At 72.0% G+C, this 20,232-nt stretch carries 13 protein-coding genes; 6 read left to right on the forward strand and 7 right to left on the reverse strand.

The genetic code is table 11. The features are described 5' to 3' along the window. Positions 1-101: 101 nt before the first annotated feature. The 3 genes from ACFXKZ_RS37755 to ACFXKZ_RS37765 all read left to right on the forward strand — a co-directional run bounded on the left by ACFXKZ_RS37755 (position 102) and on the right by ACFXKZ_RS37765 (position 3,403). Complete coding sequence (locus tag ACFXKZ_RS37755; RefSeq protein ID WP_380007535.1) at positions 102-1,412, forward strand: serine/threonine-protein kinase; 1,311 nt, start codon at positions 102-104, stop codon at positions 1,410-1,412. An 85-nt stretch (positions 1,413-1,497) separates the two neighbouring features. Further along, the gene (locus ACFXKZ_RS37760) at positions 1,498-2,064 is read left to right on the forward strand and encodes a hypothetical protein (RefSeq protein WP_380007538.1); all 567 of its coding nucleotides are present in this window, start codon (positions 1,498-1,500) and stop codon (positions 2,062-2,064) included. 82 nt (positions 2,065-2,146) lie between these two features. Next, entirely contained in the window at positions 2,147-3,403 is a 1,257-nt protein-coding gene (locus ACFXKZ_RS37765) for an SLC13 family permease (protein WP_380007541.1), read from the forward strand. 4 nt (positions 3,404-3,407) lie between these two features. Here the strand turns inward: ACFXKZ_RS37765 and ACFXKZ_RS37770 are convergent, their stop codons facing one another. From ACFXKZ_RS37770 to car, 6 genes are all read right to left on the reverse strand, one after another. After that, positions 3,408-4,847 carry an amino acid permease gene (locus tag ACFXKZ_RS37770; protein ID WP_380007545.1) on the reverse strand — a complete coding sequence of 480 codons (1,440 nt, stop codon included), beginning with the start codon at positions 4,845-4,847 and terminating at the stop codon, positions 3,408-3,410. Between the two features lie 62 nt (positions 4,848-4,909). After that, entirely contained in the window at positions 4,910-5,743 is an 834-nt protein-coding gene (locus tag ACFXKZ_RS37775) for a M55 family metallopeptidase (RefSeq protein ID WP_380007547.1), read from the reverse strand. After that, positions 5,740-7,134: a diaminopimelate decarboxylase gene (locus tag ACFXKZ_RS37780; RefSeq protein ID WP_380007551.1), complete on the reverse strand. Its 1,395-nt coding sequence runs from the start codon at positions 7,132-7,134 to the stop codon at positions 5,740-5,742. Before ACFXKZ_RS37780 ends, ACFXKZ_RS37775 begins: the two co-directional genes overlap by 4 nt. Before the next feature lie 170 nt (positions 7,135-7,304). Next, positions 7,305-8,960, reverse strand: coding sequence for a PucR family transcriptional regulator (locus ACFXKZ_RS37785; protein WP_380007555.1), 1,656 nt, complete (start codon positions 8,958-8,960; stop codon positions 7,305-7,307). After that, positions 8,957-9,871 (reverse strand): aromatic prenyltransferase, encoded by a 915-nt coding sequence (locus tag ACFXKZ_RS37790; RefSeq protein WP_380007558.1) that lies wholly within the window; start codon positions 9,869-9,871, stop codon positions 8,957-8,959. Before ACFXKZ_RS37790 ends, ACFXKZ_RS37785 begins: the two co-directional genes overlap by 4 nt. A 192-nt stretch (positions 9,872-10,063) precedes the next feature. Beyond that, positions 10,064-13,579 (reverse strand): carboxylic acid reductase, encoded by a 3,516-nt coding sequence (gene car, locus ACFXKZ_RS37795; RefSeq protein ID WP_380007561.1) that lies wholly within the window; start codon positions 13,577-13,579, stop codon positions 10,064-10,066. Between the two features lie 209 nt (positions 13,580-13,788). Between car and ACFXKZ_RS37800 the strand changes: the two genes are divergently transcribed. Continuing rightward, the gene (locus tag ACFXKZ_RS37800) at positions 13,789-14,562 is read left to right on the forward strand and encodes a TIGR03084 family metal-binding protein (protein WP_380007565.1); all 774 of its coding nucleotides are present in this window, start codon (positions 13,789-13,791) and stop codon (positions 14,560-14,562) included. Between the two features lie 92 nt (positions 14,563-14,654). Here the strand turns inward: ACFXKZ_RS37800 and ACFXKZ_RS37805 are convergent, their stop codons facing one another. Continuing rightward, positions 14,655-14,990 carry an SH3 domain-containing protein gene (locus tag ACFXKZ_RS37805; RefSeq protein WP_380008054.1) on the reverse strand — a complete coding sequence of 112 codons (336 nt, stop codon included), beginning with the start codon at positions 14,988-14,990 and terminating at the stop codon, positions 14,655-14,657. A gap of 181 nt (positions 14,991-15,171) precedes the next feature. Between ACFXKZ_RS37805 and ACFXKZ_RS37810 the strand changes: the two genes are divergently transcribed. Together ACFXKZ_RS37810 and ACFXKZ_RS37815 are read left to right on the forward strand one after the other, a co-directional pair. Continuing rightward, the gene (locus tag ACFXKZ_RS37810) at positions 15,172-17,421 is read left to right on the forward strand and encodes a PQQ-binding-like beta-propeller repeat protein (protein ID WP_380007568.1); all 2,250 of its coding nucleotides are present in this window, start codon (positions 15,172-15,174) and stop codon (positions 17,419-17,421) included. Between the two features lie 122 nt (positions 17,422-17,543). Continuing rightward, positions 17,544-20,165, forward strand: coding sequence for a protein kinase (locus ACFXKZ_RS37815; protein ID WP_380007571.1), 2,622 nt, complete (start codon positions 17,544-17,546; stop codon positions 20,163-20,165). The last annotated feature ends 67 nt before the right edge of the window (positions 20,166-20,232 follow it).

A 20,232-nucleotide genomic window follows, 5' to 3' on the forward strand; every position in this document is an offset into this window, starting at 1 on the left:
CCCGGAGTACCTCCGTTTTCGGCGTGCGGGCGCGTTTCGGTATGGCGGGGCGAAGGGTGGGTAGGAACCCGGGCATTGTCGGGACCGATCGGGGAGAGCGCATGACGGCATTACCGCGCCGAATACGGCGTCCCCTGCCGCGGAGCGGCGGCATCCTCGACGGTCGATACCGCTTGGGGCAACTGCTGGGCGCGGGCGGCACCGCCGATGTCTTCCGGGCCGTCGACCTGCGGCTGCGGCGCGAGGTCGCGGTCAAGATCTTCCGGCCCGGCGTGCCCGCGGTGACGGCGGAACGGTTCTGCCAGGAGGCGGTGTTGCTGGGCCGGTTGACCCATCCGGCCCTGGTCACGGTGCACGACGTCGGTTGGCACGAGAGTTGCACGTATGTGGTGATGCGCCTGATCCGGGGCGTCACCCTGCGGCAGCACATCGTGGACGGTCCCCTGACGGCCGACCGGGTGGCGAGGATCGGCGCGCGGCTGGCCTCGGCGTTGGCGCACGTACACGCGGCCGGCATCGTGCATCGGGACGTGAAGCCGTCCAACGTGCTGATCGGCCCCGGCGACACCCCGTACCTGGCGGACTTCGGCATCTCGCGTCTCGTCGACGAGCCCACTCGCTCCTCACCCGGCACGATCGTCGGCACCGTCTCCTACCTCGCACCCGAGCAGATCCTCGGGCACGGCTCGGGCCCCGCGTGCGACGTCCATGCCCTGGGCCTGGTCCTGTTGGAGGCACTGAAGGGCGAACGCGAATATCCGGGATCCTCGCTCGACGCCGCCCTGGCCCGCTCGCGGCGATCGCCGCACATCCCGTCCCACGTGCCGAGCGAACTGGCCGCCACGATCGAGGCGATGACACGTGTCGACCCGGCCACCAGGCCCGACGCCGCCGAGTGCGCCCGCCTGCTCGACGCGGCCGCGGCATCGTGCGCGCCCGCGTCGGGTCCGCCGGTCGTCGCGACCGGCAATGCGACCCTCACCACGTCGGATACGCGGGTACTGGGCCGGAGACGACGTCACCTGCCGACCGTGGGCCTGGTCGCCGGCATCATCCTGGGCGCATCCGGTGCGACCCTGGCGGTCCTCCACCACCAAGCCGGCCCGGACGCGGACGACAGCCGCCCCGCACCGACCACCGCCCCCCTCCCACCGCTCACCCAGCCCACGACCCCACCCGTCGTACCGCCGTCCACCACGTCCGCCCCACCGCCCTCGGCACCCCCCACACGCGCGACCGCTCCCCCTCCACCGCCGGCCACGACCGTCACCGTCGCCGTTACCGTCGACGCCCAAGTCCCCTCGTCCGCCACCGACGCCCCACCCCAGGACAAGGAGCCGAAAGGCGACACCAAGCCCAAGGGAGAAAAGCGCACCAAACCCACCGACCCCCCCGGCAAACCCCACCGGTAAACCCACCCGACGACCGCCGGCGCAAGTACCATCGGCCGTTCGTGATCTCACCGATGGGAGAAACCGCGTGCGGGCAATCGTGGGCGTGACCGTAGCCACCCTGATCCTGCTGACCGCGTGCAACGACGGCGATTCCCCGAAGAAGCAGACCGCGGACCGGCCGACACCGACGGCTTCGGCACCACCGTCGACCGGCGCGCCCACCACCGGATCGTCGACGTCGCCGGCCTCGGCGACCTCGACACCGGCCGCCGTCGGGTCACAGGTCCCTTCGGCCACCACCGACGCCCGAGCGCCACAGGGTGCGTCGCCCGAGGCGGCGATCCGGCGCTTCGAGGAGTTTCTGCACGGCGTCGGGCGAGAGGACATCGCCACGCTCTGCGAGATCGCCGGGCCGGCCGCGAAGCAGGCGGAGAACGAGGGCGCCGGCCCGTGCGCCACGTCCTTCGCGGGCATGTTCCGGATGATGTCCGCCACCCAAAAGAAGGCTCTGACCACCGCCACCGTGGACCCGAAGCTGGTCTCCGTGCGCGGAACCGACCGAGTCGACATCCCGGCCCACGCGATCAAGGCCACCACCACGTTCACCAGCGGCGACCTGGGCGATTCCACCCTGCGCTTCATCGGCAACGCGTGGTACGTCGTGGACTGACCCCCGGGGCCGGCTACCGGGGAATCCCGATTGCGCGGAGGGGTCGGATGTTGGTTGGTTCGGGTGGGGGAAGATCGGGCGGGTGGATTCCTCGTTGGCGGAGGCCGTCTCCGTCGTACTGCTTCTGGGCGTGCTCGCGTGCGCCGTGGTTCGCCCGTTCGGCATGACCGAGGCGGTTGTCGCCGTGCCGGCCGCCGGGGTGGTGGTCGCCGTCGGGGCGATCTCGCCCGCCCATGCCGGTGACGAGGCGGCGCGGCTCGGGCCGGTGATCGGCTTCCTCGCCGCCGTGCTGGTCCTGGCCCGGCTGTGCGACGACGAGGGCCTGTTTCACGCCTGCGGGGCGTGGATGGCCCGAACCGCGGCAGGACGCCCGCGTCACCTGTTGGTGCAGGTGTTCGTCGCCGCCTCGGCGATCACCGCGGTGCTCAGTCTGGACACCACCGTCGTGCTGCTCACCCCCGTGGTGTTCGTCACCGCCGCCCGGCTCGGCGCCCGCCCCGAACCCCACAGCTACGCCTGCACACACCTGGCGAACACCGCCTCGCTGCTGCTGCCGGTCTCCAACCTCACCAACCTGCTCGCGTTCGCGGCCAGCGGATTGAGCTTCACCCGCTTCGCCGCCTTGATGGTCCTGCCCTGGCTGGTCGCCATCGCCGCCGAGTACCTGGTCTTCCGGCGCTTCTTCGCCGCGGACCTGGACGCCGGCGCGCAGGCGCCGCCCACCGCCGAACCCCGGGAGGTGCCGCTGTTCGCCCTGGTCACCGTGGCCTGCACGCTGGCCGGGTTCGTGCTGACCTCCGCGGTCGGCGTCGACCCCGCGTGGGCGGCCCTCGCCGGCGCCGTCGTCCTGGCCGTGCGAGCCCTGGTCCGGCGGCGCACCACGCCCACCGCGATCGTGCGCGCCGCCGCGATCCCGTTCCTGGCCTTCGTCCTGGCCCTGGGCATCGTGGTCCGCGCCGTCGTGGACAACGGTCTCGCCGACGCCCTGGGCCGGCTGATCCCGGACGGCACCGGCCTCGCAGCCCTGTTCGCCATCGCGGCACTGGCCGCGCTGCTCGCGAACATCGTCAACAACCTGCCCGCCGTACTGGTGCTGCTGCCGCTGACCGCGCCGTCCGGGCCCGGCGCCGTGCTCGCGGTGCTGCTCGGCGTCAACCTCGGACCCAACCTCACCTACGCCGGCTCCCTGGCCACCCTGCTGTGGCGGCGGATCGTGCACGAACACGACGGCGAGGTCGAACTCGGCAGATTCACCCGACTCGGCCTGTGGACCGTGCCCGCCGGCCTGCTGCTGTCGGTGCCGGCGCTGTGGCTCTCCCTCACCGTCATCGGCGTCTGATCCGCTACGGCGTGGCGATGGGTTCCGGAGCGGCCTTCGGGTCCCGGGGCTCGCCCGACCCGGCCGCCGGGCGCGGGCCGTACACCCGGCGCAGCCCGTACGCGGCGAGCACGACGGCGAGGCTGCCCAGGCTGGTGAACAGTTGGGTGCGCTGGTCGTCGATGACCGCCATCGCCACCAGCACGGCGACGAAGCCCGCCATCACGATCCAGGTGAGGTAGGGGAACAACCACATCCGCAGCGTCAGTCGCTCCGGGGCCTCACGCTCCAACCGGCGGCGCATGCGCAGTTGCGAGGCGCCGATCATGACGTACATGAAGATGGCGATCGCGCCGGAGGAGTTGACCAGGTACGTGAACACGGTGTCCGGCGACAGGTAGGCCAACACCACGGAGACCCAGCCGACGACCGTGCCCGCCAGGATCGCCCGCACGGGGACGTTGCGCCTGCTGGTCCGGACCGACCACTTGGGTGCGTCGCCGTGCGAGGCCAGCGCGAAGAGCATGCGCGAGGAGACGTACACCGACGAGTTGAGCACGCTGAGCACGGCGGTGAGGATCACGATGTCCATCACCGTTCCCGCGCCGGGCAGGCCGATGATGTCCCATGCGGCGACGTACGGGCTCGCCAGCACCTCGGCGCCGTCCCACGGGACGATCGTGACGACCAGGAAGATCGAGCCGACGTAGAACAGGATGATCCGCCAGATGATGCCGGTCGTCGCCTTGGCCACGGAGCGCTCGGGCTCCTTGCTCTCGGCGGCGGCGATCGTGACGATCTCGGCGCCGCCGAAGGCGAAGATGACCACCACGATCGCGGAGAAGATCGAGGTGAAGCCGTTCGGCGCGAAACCGCCGTGCGAGGTGAGGTTGCCGAAGTCGAACGAACTGCCCGGCCACGCGCCGAACACGTGCAGCCCCCCGACCACCAGGAACGCGATGATCGCGGCGACCTTGACCGAGGAGAACCAGAACTCGAACTCGCCGAAGGACTTCACCGACAGCAGGTTCGTCGCCGTCATCACCGCCATCAGCGCCATCGCCAGCACCCACAGCGGCAGATCGATCCAGGCGTGCAGGATGGCCGCGCCCGCGACCGCCTCCACGGCCACGATGATCACGTAGTAGTACCAGTACAGCCAGCCGATCGTGAATCCCGCCCAGGGCCCGATGGCACTGCGCGCGTAGTCCGAGAACGAACCCGACGACGGTCTCGCCACGACCATCTCGCCGAGCATGCGCATCGTGCACAACACCAGCGCGCCGGCGAGACAGTACGACACGATCGCGGCCGGCCCGGCGGTCTTGATCACACTGCCGCTGCCGACGAACAGACCGGCCCCGATCGCCCCGCCGATCGCGATCATGGCCATGTGCCGGTTGCGAAGCGAACGGCTGAGTCGTGGTTGTTCGGTCGAGGATGTGGGCTGCGGCTGCGACGGCATGGAGACTCCTGCGGGGGCGGGGAACGAGAGGGGTGAAAGGGAACAGGCGGGCGCGCGACCGGTCAGGTCCAGTCGCCCTCGCGGCCGGCGCCGATCACCCAGGTCAGGGCCCGGAACCGGCGCAGCGCCGTACGGGCGTCGGGGGCCGCCAGGCGCACGGTGCGCGGGCCGATCACGTCGACCCCGCCCATCGTGCTCGCCCGTTCGGCGAGGTAGGGGCTGTCCACGTCGACCTCGACCACGTGCGGGGCCGGCATCGCGGGGCCCGGATCCAGCGGGCTCGCCAACGCGGCGGCGGCCTCGCGGCGGATGTCGGCCGCCGTCGCGGCGGGCGTACGGCAGATCGCCGCATGCCGGGAGATGGCCGTCTTCACCGTGACCGTACGGCAGCCCGGCGCGTAGCGCGCGGCCTCGGCGCAGGTCGCGTCGTCACCGGTGACCAGCACCACCGGCACCCCGGCCTCGGCGGCGACGAGTGCGTTGAAGCTCCCCTCGTCGACCGCGCGGCCGTCCACGCGCACGCCGAGGATGCTGTGCGAGAGGTAGGTGTGGGCGAGCACTCCGGCCTCGCCCGCGCCGGTGTGGTAGCCGACGAACGCCAGCGCGTCCACGTCGGATTCGAGGCCCTGGAGCATGCCGAGGGGTTTGTTGCGGCCGACGATGAGCACCGCGCGCGGGTCGAGTTCCTCCAGGAGCACGTTGTCCATGCCGCAGTGCGCGTCGTTGACGATCACCTCGTCGGCGCCGCCGTCCAGGAATCCGGCCACCGCCGCGTTGACGTCGCCGGTGAGCAGGCGCCGAAAACGTTCGTAGCGCGGGTTGCCGGCGCGCACGTCGGCGGGCAGCACCGTGCCGGTGGCGCCCTCCATGTCGGCGGAGATCAGGACGCGGGTCATACCGCCACCTCCTCGGGGTCGGGACGGTCGTGCTCGGACGGGTACCCCGAGCAGGTCGCGGACCCCAGGTCCACGAGGGCGTGCACATGCGCCGCCCCGCTCTCCAGGACCACTTCGCGAACGGTCTGCGCCTCGCGGACGGTGGCCAGGCGCACCTCGCCGTCCACGACCCGGTAGCCGTACACGGCCGGTCGGGGCAGCGAGTTGTAGGCGAAGTGGGACGAGAAGTAGTACGCGCCGGTGTCGTAGAGCGCGACCACGTCGCCCGGTTCGAGCAGTGGTAGCGCGCGGCCGACGGCGGTCAGGTCGCCGGCGAAGCAGCACGGGCCGGCGACGTCCTGGATCTCCTCCGGCGTGTGCTTGGGGCGGCCGTGCGCGTCGAAGGCGCCCACGCGCAGCGGCCACGCCCGGGGCATGAACACGGTCCGGGTGGCGACCTGTGCGCCGGCGTGGGTGATCGCGATCCGTCGGCCGCCGGCGCTCTTGGTGTACTCCACGAGCGAGGCGATCGTGCCGTTCTTGGCGAGCAGCGAGCGGCCGAACTCGGTGACCAACTCGTAGCGGCCGTCCAAGAGTTCGGGCGCCGCTGCGCGCAGTTCGGCGACATAGTCGGCGAAGGTCGGGTCGTCCTCGTCGCCGGTGAAGTCCACGGGCAGGCCGCCACCGATGTCCAGGCCGGTGATCTGTCGGTGGCCCAGGACGGCGTTGACGTGCTCGGCAAGTTCGTAGGTGGCCCGCAGGCCGGCGGCGATCAGGGACAGCGGGCAGCCCTGGGAGCCGACGTGCGCGTGCAGTCGGTTCAGCCACGGCCGGCGGGCGAACGCCTCGACCACGGCCTCGACGGCCCCCGGGTCGCGCAGCGCGATGCCGAATTTGGACGTGGTGGTCGCGGTGCTCATCGCGCCGATCGTGCCGGCGCCGACCTGCGGGTTGACCCGGATCCCGATCGGCCCCGTCGCCGGGCGCTCGGCCACGATCGCATCGATGCGCGCCAGTTCCTGGAAGTTGTCGACGTTGACGGCGATGCCGTGCGCGAGGGCGTACCGCAGTTCCTCGACCGTTTTGGCGGGGCTGTCCAGGACGAGCCGGTCGGGGGTGAACCCGGCTGCCAGGGCCTGTTCGAGTTCGCCCGGCGAGGCGACCTCACAGCCCATGCCCGCGTCGGCGAGCAGGCGCAGCACCGGGACCAGGCCGCACGCCTTGGCGGCGAAGGTGTGCAGTACGGGGGTGTCGCCGAACGCCGCCGCCAGCGCGTGGACCGACGCCCGGATGCCGTCCACGTCGAGCAGTCCCAGCAGGGGTTGCTCCGGGCCCAGCAGCCCCTGCTCGACCACTCGGGCCAGGGCCGCCTCTCGGGCCGATCGACGCCGTCGGGCCGCTGCGGAAGTCACGTGCACCACACCTCGGAGATGTCGAGTGTTCGCGACCCGTTCGAGTCGCATGCACAGCTTGGATCCGGGCGTGGGCGGGGGTCAGCGTCACGGGCGACCAAAGGCGGAGGCATCGGTTGTCTGCCATCACAAGAAAATGATCATGAAACGCAGCCCGCCGCACCCTGGACTCACGGGCGCGCCCGGTACGCCAACCGCAGCCCGAGGTCCGCGAGCAGTCGGCCCGTCGGGTCGTCCAGGTCCACTCCGAACAGCTCCTTGGCCCGGCGCAGCCGATAGCGCAGGGTGTTCGGGTGCACGCTCAGCCCGCGCGCGGCGGCGGCGGTGTCGCCGAAGGCGCCGAGGTACGCGCCGACCGACGCGGAGTACTCCGATCCGTGCAGGCGGTCGTGCTCGACCATCTCGTGCACCGGTCCGGCCATCGGCCACAACGACGCGAGCCGGTCGAGGAGGCGCACCAGGGCCACCTCGGACACCACGTCGGCGGACAGCGCCGACGCGGACGCGGGCGCCCCGGCCGACGCCGCCGCCCGCTCGCGCAGCACCCGCACCACGATCTCGGCCTCCTCGCGCGCACCGGGCAACTCGTCCGGCCGCCCGGCGGTGGGCCCCACCCCGGCGAAGACGACCGTGCCCGGAACCGACCGCGCCGTGGCGACCAGGTCCCGCGCCGGGTCCGCGTGCGCGTCGCCCGCCGGCGTCAGAACGAACAACCGCCGCCCGGCCCGCGCGGTCACACACTCCGGGCGCAGCGCCGTCGCCTGCAACGCGAGCACATCGAGCACCCGTTGCTCGGCGTGCGTGGGCGGGTCGGCCGCGGCCTGCGTCGCGGAACGCTCGTACGCCTCGACCACGATCACGATGTACGGCCGATCCGGGCGCACCCCCACCGTCCGGGCCGCCTGTTCCGCGCCCGCGCCGCCGCCGAGGAGCGTGTGAACCGCCTCCTCCCGCCGCCGCGCCGCCTCGCGACCGCGCGTCTCGTGGTGGACCAGGTGCGGCAGGGCCGCCCGGGCGGCGGTACGCAGCGCCGCCGTCGCGTCCGGCGCGAGCGGGCGCCCGTCGGCCGCGGCCCAGATCGACCCGAGCACTTCTCCCCCGTCGCGCACCGCGATCACCAGCCGCTCCGCGTAACGCTCGTCGGCGGGCAGCCGCACCACATCGTCGGTGCCCCACAGGGTGCGGAAGAAGCCGCTCTCGCGCAGCTCCGCCACCCGCCAGCGCGGCACCTCCTGGTTCAGGATGGTCGCCCGGCGCATCGGATCCGGCTCGTGGTCCATCCGGGAGTAGGCCAGCACCCGCGACTGCGGATCCTCGATCGTGATCGCGCCGCCGACCAGGTCGGCGACCGTATTGGCCAGGCCGGACAGGTCCCCGGGGCGCAGGCTGTCGACGGCGGCGAGTTCGAAGGTGCCGCTCTGCGCGCAGGCGTTGCGCAGCAGGCCGAGCACGTGGGTCCAACCGCGTCGGGGATGCCGGGTGAGCAGGGCGGTTCCGCCGTGTTCGGCCGCCTCGACCACCGCGGGATCCACTCCGGCCGCCCCGCGCCGAAGCACCAGCGCGCTCGCCCCCGCGTCACGGGCCGCCCGCACGGCCTCCACCGCGTCGCGCCCGCGCGGGTCCACGCCCACCCCGAGCAGGATCGTCCCGGCGAGCGCCGCGCCGTCGGCGTCCTCGTCGCCCAGGTCGTACAGGATGACCCCGCGCACCGGCACGTCGGTCCCGCGCGGCGCCACCACGACGTCGATGATCCCGGGGTCGATCAGATCCAGCACCCGGGCCAACGTCGCCGCAGCGGAACGGCCGGAGGTTTCACGCTCGGTCATACACCCATGATGCCGGGCACGGTCATCGGGCTGTCGCAGTCGTGCATCAGTGCGACCAACCGGCCGCAGTAGCTGCGCTCGGCCTTCATATAGCGGCGATTTCCCGCGCCGAACGACCAGGCCACGGCATTCATCTCCGCCTCGTCGTGCGAGGGAACCCGGTCGAAGAATGTGGCCAGGCGGCCGGCGATGTGCGGGAATCGCCCGACGGGAAGCCGAAGAGCATAGATACCGACGCGCTCGATCCGTCCGGTGTCGATCCGCAGGGTCACCGAGAACGTATACCCGCCCGGCGCCGTGAAGGCGCGCATGTCCGCGAAAGTCCGCGCGTCCGGCCCGGCGCTCCCGGACAGCGCGAGCAGTCGCTTCGTCGACTTCGCGTCGATGCCTTCCGCGGTACGGAAGTACAGGTTCGCGGTGCCCTGTTGATAGTCCACCGCCACATTCCGCACCACCGTCAGGCCCAGTTCGCAAAAACGGCTCTCGTGCCGGCGGATCGAGTCCGGGATCTCGCGCGGCCCGAGGACCTCCTCCAAGGGCCGCCTCCCGTCCAGATACACCCAGGTCTTGACCAGGCCCTGCGCCGAGTCGAAGTCGCACAGCTCCCTCGACCCCGCGTACAGCGCGCTCCAGGCGCGGATCAGACCGGTGGCCGGGCTGCGGGCGGGGATGAAGCCGGCCCGCTCGGCGATGTGCACGGTGTCGACGGGCCTGCGCTCGTAGAAGCGATAGTTCAGCGCGCCGCCGGGCCGGTCGGTGGTGCGCCACAGCACCGCCCCCCGGTGGAAGCTCTCCTCGAACACATCCAGCACCCGGCGGGTCATCGGTGCGCAGTAGTCGGCGCCCAGGAGGTCGGCGGTCGTTTCGATGTCCGCGAGGAATCGGGACGGAGAAAATTCGATGGTAGACATAATCAGGATGCGCTCCCGGTTTTTGCATAGGAATTGACGAAACCGCGGAGCGGCTATTCACTCACGATCCCATAAAGCTCTGCAAGGACATGTCGGTATGTCGCGGAACACGAATCACATTCAGAGTATCGGGTGGGAAAAGGCGCCCGAATGGGCGAGTTCCGGTCGGGCCGGACGATTATCGACGTGAAATCAGATCAGCCCGAGCCGGCGCAGATCCGCCGCATACTTGTCGATCAGCCCGGCGGACAGATGGGGAATCCCCGGCTCGCCGATCCCCGTCGCCCGCACGGCCCGCGCGAACCGTCCGGCCGGGAAACGCGAGCCGGCCACGGGTTCGGCCGGTTGCCGAAAGGTGTGCAGCAGAGGCAGTACGGAGTGCCGACGCCGCGTCTTGGGCAGCGCCCGCAGCGCGGCCTCGAAGCGGGTGAACCAGACGCCGTGGTCGTCGACGCGTTCGATGTCGTGGCCGGTCGCGACGAGCCGGTCGACGAAGGTGTCCAGCGAGATGCCGTCGTCGTGGGGGTTGACGACGTTGTACGTACGAAAGCCGTCCCCGTCGCGGGCGCCGAGGGTGTCGACGGCCCGCGCGACGAAGTCGACGGGCAGACCGTCGAAGTGCGCGCGTGGCCCTTGGGCCCCGACGTCCCTCCGGTAGAAGGAGGCCGGCGCGATTTTGGTGGCGACCAGGCTCAGCATCAGCCGGGTGAACACGTCGGTCACGTTGAGCTGACCGGCGTGGTGGGGATGGGCGAGGATGATGTCCGAGCGCAGCACGGTCACCGGCAGGCCGTACCGCTCGTGGGTTTCGCGCAGCAACACCTCACCGGCCCACTTGCCGGCCGCATAGCCCGTGGCGTACGCGTCCGAGAGGCGGCGCTCGGGGCTCGCCTCGCGGATGTCGGCGCTCTCGTCGAGCCGCGCCGGTTCGACTCCGGTGGCCACGCCGACGCTGGACAGGTAGGTGAACGGCTTGATCCGCCCGGTGAGCGCCAGTTTGATCAGCTCGGCGGTGCCGGCCACGTTCGGGCCGAAGAGCTGGTCGTACGGCAGCACGTGGTTGACCAGCGCGGCCAGGTGGAACACCCGATCGACCTCCTCGGTCAGCCACCGCCACGTATCCGCGTCGAGGCCCAACCGCTCCCGGCCGATGTCCCCGGCGAGCACGTCGAGCCGCCGGGCGGCCAGGGCCCGGTAGCGGCGCGACAGTTCCCCGTCGTCACCGTCGTCGAAGGCGGCATCGAGCCGGCGGCGGGCCTCGGCATCGTCCCGGCCGCGCACGATGCACACCAGCCGACCGCCCGTGCCGGCCAGGCGCTCCAGCAGGTCGAGGCATACGAATCGGCCGAGGTAGCCGTTCGCGCCGGTCAGCAACACGGTCGCGGTCGCCGTCGGCCGTACCGGTGCCGCCGGCGAACAGGCGGCTTTCAGGGTGGCTGCGTCGATGAACCGGTCCGGTGTGAGGTCGACGGCCCGCACCACGTCGCCGCCGGCGCCGTGCACGGAGCCCGCCGAGGGTCGTGCCTCTCCGAACTCGCGTACCGCCTCGATGTGTTCCGCGATCGCCCGCATGGAGCACGCCGGGCCGAGCAGCATGTCGACCGGGACCTCGACCCCGAAGACGTCCCGGAGCAGTTCGGCGAACGCCAGCGCGGACAGCGAGTCGATCCCCAGGTCGGTGAAACGCGCGGCCGGCCCCGGATCCGCGACCGACAGCCCCAGGAATGCGCCGGCGGCCCGGCGGACGGCCGCGAGCACCGGTTGATCGGCGCCGGCCTCGCGCAGGGCGCGCAGTTCGTCCGGCCGTCCCGTCACCGTCTGCTCGTACAGCCGTTCCAGACGATCCCCGTAGCGCTCCTTCAACCGGGGTCGCACGTTCTTGCGCAGCTCCGACAGCAGGCCGTTCCCGATGTCGAAGGGCTCGGTCTCCACCAGGAAGTCCCGGGGAACCTCGTAGGGTTCCAACGCGGCCTGCCTGGCGACCCGTTGCAGCGACTCACCCAGTGCCCGCCGCAACTCGTCGCCCTCGGCCCGCGCCATCGCCTCCTCGGTGGGCACGATCACGGCGAGCAGATGGGCACGTTCGCCGTTGCCGTACACGTAGATTTGCCGCACGAGCGACGCGGTGGCGAAGATGCTCTCCAGCCGCGAGAGTGCGACGAACTCCCCCTGGGCCAGCTTCAGCACGTCGTTGCGGCGGCCCACGTACACCAGCCGGTCCGGGCCGATCCGCGCCATGATGTCGCCGGTTCGGTAGAACCCGTCCTCGTCGAGGACCTCGTCGGTCGTCCCGGGCCGTCCGTGGTAGCCGGGGGTGACGAACTCCGACTTGATCAGCAACTCGCCGCGCGGGTAAGGCAGATCGGTGGTGCGGTAGCCCGACTCCGGTACGTCGACGAGCTTGTGGTCGCGCACCGCGGGCCGCTGTACGCGGGAGTCGAACAATACGACGCCGGCCTCGGTCGATCCGTAACTGTCGTGCACGGTCCGGCCCAGGTACGACTCCATGAAGCGGGCGAGTTCCGGGGACAGCGGCGCACTGCCGCACATCACCCGCAACACCCGGCCGCCGAGGCGGGACTCGCGGCCCAACTCCTCTTTCGGCCCAAGCAGTTCGTGGCCATGCTGCCGATAGAGCGTGTCGCAGATGCGCGGCACCAGCATCAGCTGCGTCGGGCGGACGAGCCGGATGTCGTCGAAGAGGGTCGAGGCGTCGCTCTTCGCGGGGAAGTACGCCGTGCCGCCGTGGCCCAGGGTGTGGAAGAGGACGGTACGACCCGCCACATGGCTCAGCGGCAGGTACTGGACGGTGATCCAGGGTAGCCCGTCATCGGGGATGCTGCCCATCCACAGTCGCCGGAGCATACGCTCCGTGTAGATGGCGCCCTTCGGCTCCCCCGTGCTGCCGGAGGTGTAGACGAGCAGCCGCATCGTGTCCGCGTTCGTGTCCTCGTCCGCAGCGGTCGGCCGGCGCGCCGGGGCGGCGGGTGGGAGTGTGCGCCCTCGCTCGGTGACGACGGTAAGGGTGTCGATCCCGGTGAGTCCGGCCTCGGCCAGGCGCCTGCGCGCCGCCTCGAAGCGCTCGCGCTGATCGTCGACCTCGGGGTGGTGGTCGAACACCACGAGCCGGGGCCTCGACGTGCTCGCCAACACCAACTCGACCGCATTGTCCAGGACTTCGACGCCGGCCGCGAGGACCCGGGGCCCGACCTCGTCGACGATCGACCGTAACCGGGCCACGGGAGCGCTCGACGGCAACGGCACGGACACCGCCGCCGACCGCAGGCACGCCAGGTCGAGCACCGTGTAGTCGACGCCGACGAAGCCGTACACCGCCACGAAATCCCCGGCATCGACCGCACGCTCCGCGTCCCGCGTCCACTCGGCCGCGACCGCGCCGGCCCGTTCCCACAACTGGGCGTAGGTGATCGTGTCGAACCACGGCAGCGGTTCCAGTGTGGTGCGACCCGACGTCGGATCGAGCACCGTGCGTGTCGCGCGCCGACCGAGGGCGGGACGTCGGGCGTAGGCTTCCATCAGCAGCGCGACGCTTCGCACCAGGCTGTCGGCGGAGTCCCGAAACGCGGCGCCGACCGAGGGAACGGGCACGGCGGCGCGCAACTGCGCATCCTCCGCCACCACATCGGCGGGCTTCGGGAAGCCGGGGGCTACGGCGTCCCGGTCGCACGTCGCGGATGACGGGGACACGGCTCACCAACCTTCCGAACGAGGGGATCGATTCCACCGAAAGCCTCCCATCGACCCCCCTGTCGTAACGCCGATCCGCCCCCGAATGCACCCGACCTGGCGAACGGAACCACCCGAAACGGCTCCCGTCGCCGTCACCGCCGGACGAAAACGATCGACATCTACGATGTTTCGGTGGACGCATGCCAACAACCGAAAGGCGACGTCGGATGCTGAACTACGGCCTTGACGTGTCCGGTCTGGAACGCGATGTCGCCCTGTCCGACCTGGTGGCCGAGGGAGACGAACTCGACGCCCTGGTATCGGCGCACGCCGACTGGGCCGACCCCACGCCGGCGGCGGGGTGGACGATCGCCCACCAGATCGCGCATCTCGCCGCGGCCGATGCGAACGTCCTCATCGCCATCCGAACCCCGGAGGCGTTCGACGCCGTACTGAAACAAGCGGAAGCCGCGGGCGGCGGACACGCCGATCTCGAAGCCGCCGCGGGAGCCGCCAAACCACGCTCGGTACTGCTCGACGAGTGGCGCGCCGGTCGCGCCGAGGTGGCGGCGGCACTGTGCGACCTACCGACGGAGCACGGATTTCCCTGGTACGGCTCACAGTTGACCGCGACGCTCATGGCGCCGCTTCGGCTCATGGAGGTGTGGGCCCACGGGCAGGACGTCTTCGATGCGGTGGGCGCCGCACGCCGTCCCACGGATCGACTCCGGCAGATCGCCACCCTGGGCGTGATCGGACGCGAACTCTCGTTCCACGCCGCCGGGTTGCCCCTTCCGACAGATCCGTTCCGGGTCGAACTGGCCGGCCCCGACGGCCGAACCTGGACATGGGGCCCGGCGGATGCGGCGCAGCGGGTGGAGGGCGGCGTCCTCGACTTCTGTCTCCGAGTCACCCAACGCAGGTCCCCGGCCGCGACGGACCTCACGGCGGTCGGTGGGGACGCACGGGCGTGGCTGGACAACGCCCGCGTCTTCCTCTGAGCAAGCCGCCCGATCGCCGTGCACCCCGGGCGACCACCGCCCGGGGTGCACGGTCGTGATTCCTTGGATCCGTGGATCGGCGGCTCCGTGAATCAGCTGACGTACTTGACGGACACCCAACCCTTGATACCCGACGCCTGATGCTTGACGTAGTACCACTCGCTGGCCTCGGCGTCACCGTCCCGGTAGACAACGCCCCGGCAGTAGACGGTGACCTTCGCGCCCTTCTGGAGCACCCGCAGGATCGGCGTCCACGTGCCCTTGCCCTTGCGCAAGTTGACGTTGTTGCCGGTGATCTTGGCGGTGTGGTCGCGGAGATCCTGGGTACATCCGGGGTTGCTCACGGCGGACGCCGACGGTGCGAGCGCGACGCCCACACCCGCGAACAACGACACCGACGCCAGGACGGCCGCAGCGCTCCTACCCATTCTGCTCACTGGCAAATTCCCTTGGTCGACATGAGGAACAGGACGCCCCGATCCTTCCGCTACCCCACTCGCGCGGATATCCGGTTCGCGCGACACGGCCCCCTCCGACGGGCCGCCGGAGGCCCGCCGCGGCGTGATCTTGGGGTCGGTATCCTGGCCATCGCCGCAGAAGAGGGGAATCATGGAGTTGTCGGGCGCCGCCGATCCGCGGCGGGTCGGACCGTATGCCGTGCTCGGTGTGCTCGGTGCGGGCGGCATGGGAAAGGTGTTCCTGGGTCGTTCGCCCGGCGGACGTACCGTCGCGGTCAAGGTCGTCCGTCCCGAACTCGCCGACGACCCGGTGTTCCGGGCTCGTTTCGGACAGGAGGTCGCCGCCGCCCGCCGCGTCTCCGGTGCCTTTACCGCCCCCGTCGTGGACGCCGACCCCGACGCCCCGGTGCCCTGGATGGCGACGGCGTTCGTGCCCGGCGTACCCCTGTCCACCGCGGTCGCCCGGCACGGGGCGCTGCCCGCGGCGGCGCTGCGCATGCTGATCGGCGGGTTGGCGGAGGCGCTCGGCAACGTACACGCCGCCGGCCTGATCCACCGCGACCTCAAACCCTCGAACGTCCTGGTCGCGCTCGACGGACCGCACGTCATCGACTTCGGGATCTCCAGGGCGGTGGAGGGAACCTCGCACACCCGCAGCGGTGCGGTGGTCGGCTCGCCCGGGTACATGTCGCCCGAACAGGCCCTGGAGCGGCTGCTCACCCCGATCAGCGACGTGTTCTCGCTGGGCGCCACCGCGTACTTCGCCGCCACCGGGCTGCCGCCGTTCGGGACCGGCAACGCCGCGGCGCTGATGTTCCGCGTCGCCGGCACCGAGCCGGACCACGCGCCGCTGGCCGGCCTCGACGAGCCGCTGCGCGCACTGATCCTGCGCTGCCTCGCCAAGGACCCCGCCGAGCGGCCCGAACCGGCCGAGGTGGTCGAGGACATCGAACGCCAGGGTGTCGACGTCGCGGCCGGGAGCTGGCTGCCCGGGCCGCTGACCGCCGACATCATGGCGGTCCGCGCGTCGACCCTCACCGCTCCCCCGCCCGCGCCGATACCCCCGACCCTGCCGTCCCCGCGAACCCCGCCCGAGCCGCCGGCACCGCCCACCGCCCGTACGATCGGTCGCCGCGCCCTGCTCGTCGGCGTCGCCGGCACCGTCGCGGTGGCCGGCGGCGTCACCGCGGCCGTCGCGCTGTCGAACCGGGGCGGGGGCAACGTCGACAACGCCGGCCGCAAGAGCGAGTCCGCCCGTCCCCGTCCGACCGGTGCCCCACCCGCCCCGGCCGCCCTCCCGACCACGCCCCTGACCGCTCCCGACGCCGTCGTCCGCAGGATGCGCGACCTCGGCGAGCCGTGCGAGGGCCTCGTCCTGAGCGGCGACGTCCTGGTGACCTTCGGCTTGCTCGACGCGAACGCCTTGGACCTGGACGCCAAGGCCCGTTGGGGGCCGACCGGGGCGCACATCGACGCCACGTCGGCCAGGCATCGGCCGGGCATCGTGCGCAACGGCGTCCTCTACTTCTGCGGCAACGCCGGCTCCACGCGTGTCGACGGCCTGCACGCCATGGACGTCTCGACCGGAAAAATCCTGTGGTCGGTGGCGGAGCCGGGCGGCGGTCGGCTCCTGCGGGTCGTCGCCGGAATCCTGGGCGACACCGTGATCGTCTCCGGCGACATCATCGGCACTTCCCCCATGCAGGGTTTCGTGTGGGCCGTGGACACCCGAAAGCGCGGCACGCTGTGGCAGGAAACCGGCACCGACGTGGCTGCGGTGCTGGTGGTACCGCCCACGCCCGAGTCGATGATCCTCGCGGCCGGCGGCGGCGTCGGCCGCGACGGCGCGGTCGTCGTACTCGACCCGGCGACCGGCAGACGCGGCTGGCGCAACCCGGTCCCCGGCGGCTCCTTCGGCACCTACGCACAGTCGCGGGCGTGCTTCGCGGGCGGCGCCTACGTGTACGCCGGATCCTCGGTCACCGCGGTCGACCCGCTCGACGGCCGGCAGCGCTGGACGTTCCGGGCCGGCCGCAACGGCGGCGACAACTTCGGGGAACCGGTCGCGAGCCCGGACGGAAGGACGGTGTACATCACCTGCGCCGCCGGCCTGATCGCCCTCGACGCGGCGACCGGCGCGCCGAAGTGGGCCACCGCGCCGCAGGAGGGTTCGCTCCGCGAATCCGACTCGGCCGGGATCCGGATCGCGGACGGCAACGTCTACGTCGCGGACGACAGGGCGAACCTCTGGGCGGTGGACGCCGAGACGGGCAAGGGCCGATGGAAGTACAGCGACCCCACCCAGGACGCGACGAACGTCCTGCTCACCGCAGTGGGCGGCGGTCGGGTGTGGGGCGCCAACCGCACCTCGCTGGTGGTTGTCGCCGCGAGCGGAGCGTAGCCGCCGAACCGCCCACACAATCGCCACGACACGCGCGATCGGTCCGGACGATACCCGGGCGATATCCGAACTCCCGCTCCGAGTCGGGGCGTTCACCAACGAAAGGGTGACGGCAGCAGGCCATGGAACAGCTCGACGCCTCGGATCCTCGACGGGTCGGCCCGTACGTCCTGCTCCTGCCGCTCGGCTCGGGCGGCATGGGGAAGGTCTACCTCGGCCGCTCCGCCGCCGGACGCGCCGTGGCGGTGAAGGTCATCCGCGCGGACTTCGCCGCCGACGAGCACTTCCGCAACCGCTTCCGGGCCGAAGTCGCAGCCGCGCGGCGGGTGTCCGGGGCCTTCACCGCGCCGGTCGTGGACGCGGACCCCGACGGCGATCCGCCGTGGATGGCGACGGCGTTCGTGTCGGGCCTGTCGCTGTACGACGCCGTGCGGCGGCACGGGCCGCTGCCCGAGGCTTCGTTGCGGATGTTGCTGGCCGGGGTGTCCGAGGCACTGGTCGGGATCCATGCGGCGGGGGTGATCCACCGCGATCTCAAGCCGGGCAACGTGCTGTTGGCGCTGGACGGTCCCCACGTCATCGACTTCGGCATCGCCCACGCGCTGGACGGCACGTCCTTCACCCGGGAGGGCACCGTCGTGGGATCGCCGGGGTACATGTCGCCGGAGCAGTGCCTGGGGCGGTCGGTGAGCGCGGCGAGCGACGTGTTCGCGCTGGGCTCGACGATGTTGTACGCGGCGTCCGGGCAGCGGCCGTTCGGGGACGGGCCGCCCGCCGCCGTGCTCGGGCGCGTCGTCGGCGATCCGGCCGATGTCGGCGCGTTGCCGGCCTCCATCCGGGACGTGGTGGCGGCGTGTCTGCACAAGGACCCCGTACGACGTCCGACGCCGCGAGCGCTGATCGACTTCGTCAGCCGGGACGAGGGCGGGTCGGCCGGGGGAAGTTGGCTGCCGGACGCAGTGACGCGCGATGTGAGCCGCGCGGCCGACGTCCTGACGGGCCTGCCGGCGGCGCGGGACGCGGCGAGCGGGCACCAGGCCCCGCCCACGACGGGCACGGACGCCCGACCCACGCCGCCGGCGCCGGCGCGGGCGTCCGCCGGGTCCGGAACGCCCACCCGGTCCGGGGCGTCGGCGGCACCCGAGACTTCGGCATCAGCCGAGTCGTCGGCGCTGCCCGGGATCGCCGCGCCGCCCGGAGCGTGGCCACCGCCCGGGATCGCCGCGCTGCCCGAGACATCGGCACCGCTCGGGGTCTCGGCACTGCCCGGGGTCTCCGCACTGCCCGGGGTCTCGGCACTGCCCGGGGTCTCGGCACTGCCCGGGACGGGGTCGCCGCTCGGCGCGTCCACCCGCCCCGAATGCCCGGTCCCGCCGGAGCAGGCTCGGCAACAGGTCTTGCGCAGGCGGCTGTTCCTCGGCCTCGCCGCCGGTGCGGCGGTGGCCGTCTCCGGCGGCGTGGCGGCCGTCCTGCTGCCGGGGGAAGCCGATTCGGCCCGGGGCGCGGCCGCGACGCCGCCCCCCGCCGGTCCTGGATCCTCGCCGCCGGCCACCGTTCCGGTCCCGCCGCCGGTCCTCCCGCATGCGCCGCTGCCCGCGCCGACCGGCCGCAAGGGTGTCCTCGACGGCCCCGCCGCAGCGACGTCGTGGACGGCCAAGGCGAGTGGACCCGTCACCGACGTGGCCGTGTACGGCGGTTCGGTCATCGCCACCGGCAAGAACGGCCGGGACGCGTTCGACGCCGGCGCGGGCCGACCGCGCTGGACGCTGCCCCTGGCCGGGGGTTGGAACGACGCGGGCCGGGTCGCCGGGGACGACCGGGTCGCCTACCTCACCGGCACCAAGGCCGCCGTCCGGCAGAACGTGCTGAGCGCCGTCCAGCCCGGCACCGGAAGGGAGTTGTGGACGCTCCCGCTCCCACATGTCGAGTGGACCCCCACGGGCGTGGCCGGCATCGTCGACGACATCGCCTTCGTCACCGGCCGAGGGATCACCGGTGAGACGACGACGCTGTCCTCCTTCGGGTTCGTCTGGGCCGTCGACGTCCGCACCCGGACCGGCGTATGGGAGACCGTGGGCACGGACGTCGACGGGTTGTTCGTCCCCCCGCACGGCCCGAACCTGCTGTCGCACGGCGACCGCGACCGGGGCTCGGACGGCCGCCTCGTGATGCTCGACGCGACGCGCGGAGGCGCCCGCGGCTGGAGCACCGACGTACCGCCCGTGTCGACGCAGGGGTACGTCCCCGTGACCCGGCCCCCGATCCCCGTGTGTTGGACCGCCGGCGGCTTCGTCTACTGCGCGGACCGGGTCCACCTGGTCGAGCCGGACCGGGGAAAGCCGGTATGGGGCTTCCCCGCCGCCGGCGCCGGCGAGACCTTCACGGACTGCGCGTCGAACACCGACGGCGACACGGTTTTCGCCACCACGCAGACCACGCTCTACTGCCTCGACGCGAGGAAGGGCACGCTGCGTTGGCGCAGTTCGATACCCGGCGGCTCCGCCGGCCGACCGACGTTCGGGACGCAAGTCCCCATGGTCCGCTACGACTTCGGCAACGTGTACGTCGCGGACGGCACCGGAACACTGTGGGCGGTCGAGGCGACCACCGGAACGACCCGGTGGAAACACCCGTTCCCGGTGCAGCCTCCCGGTGAGCGCGCCGGCCCGATCCTGACCGCCGCGGCGGGCATCGTGGTGATCGGATACGGCTTCCAACTCACCACGATCGACGCGGCCGGGTAAGCCGGACACCGGGACCGATCGGCCACGACCGCGGCGTCGAAACGATGCCTCGGATCGGCCATATGCC

Source organism: Embleya sp. NPDC059237, from assembly GCF_042754105.1.
Lineage (GTDB): Bacteria > Actinomycetota > Actinomycetes > Streptomycetales > Streptomycetaceae > Embleya.

What these genes read in the sequence shown, in the direction of transcription:
- ACFXKZ_RS37755 (WP_380007535.1), top strand. Translation starts at nt 102, where the DNA reads ATGACGGCATTACCGCGCCGAATACGGCGTCCCCTGCCGCGGAGCGGC.
- ACFXKZ_RS37770 (WP_380007545.1), bottom strand. Translation starts at nt 4,847, where the DNA reads ATGCCGTCGCAGCCGCAGCCCACATCCTCGACCGAACAACCACGACTC.
- ACFXKZ_RS37775 (WP_380007547.1), bottom strand. Translation starts at nt 5,743, where the DNA reads ATGACCCGCGTCCTGATCTCCGCCGACATGGAGGGCGCCACCGGCACG.
- ACFXKZ_RS37785 (WP_380007555.1), bottom strand. Translation starts at nt 8,960, where the DNA reads ATGACCGAGCGTGAAACCTCCGGCCGTTCCGCTGCGGCGACGTTGGCC.
- ACFXKZ_RS37790 (WP_380007558.1), bottom strand. Translation starts at nt 9,871, where the DNA reads ATGTCTACCATCGAATTTTCTCCGTCCCGATTCCTCGCGGACATCGAA.
- ACFXKZ_RS37800 (WP_380007565.1), top strand. Translation starts at nt 13,789, where the DNA reads ATGCTGAACTACGGCCTTGACGTGTCCGGTCTGGAACGCGATGTCGCC.
- ACFXKZ_RS37805 (WP_380008054.1), bottom strand. Translation starts at nt 14,990, where the DNA reads ATGGGTAGGAGCGCTGCGGCCGTCCTGGCGTCGGTGTCGTTGTTCGCG.
- ACFXKZ_RS37810 (WP_380007568.1), top strand. Translation starts at nt 15,172, where the DNA reads ATGGAGTTGTCGGGCGCCGCCGATCCGCGGCGGGTCGGACCGTATGCC.
- ACFXKZ_RS37815 (WP_380007571.1), top strand. Translation starts at nt 17,544, where the DNA reads ATGGAACAGCTCGACGCCTCGGATCCTCGACGGGTCGGCCCGTACGTC.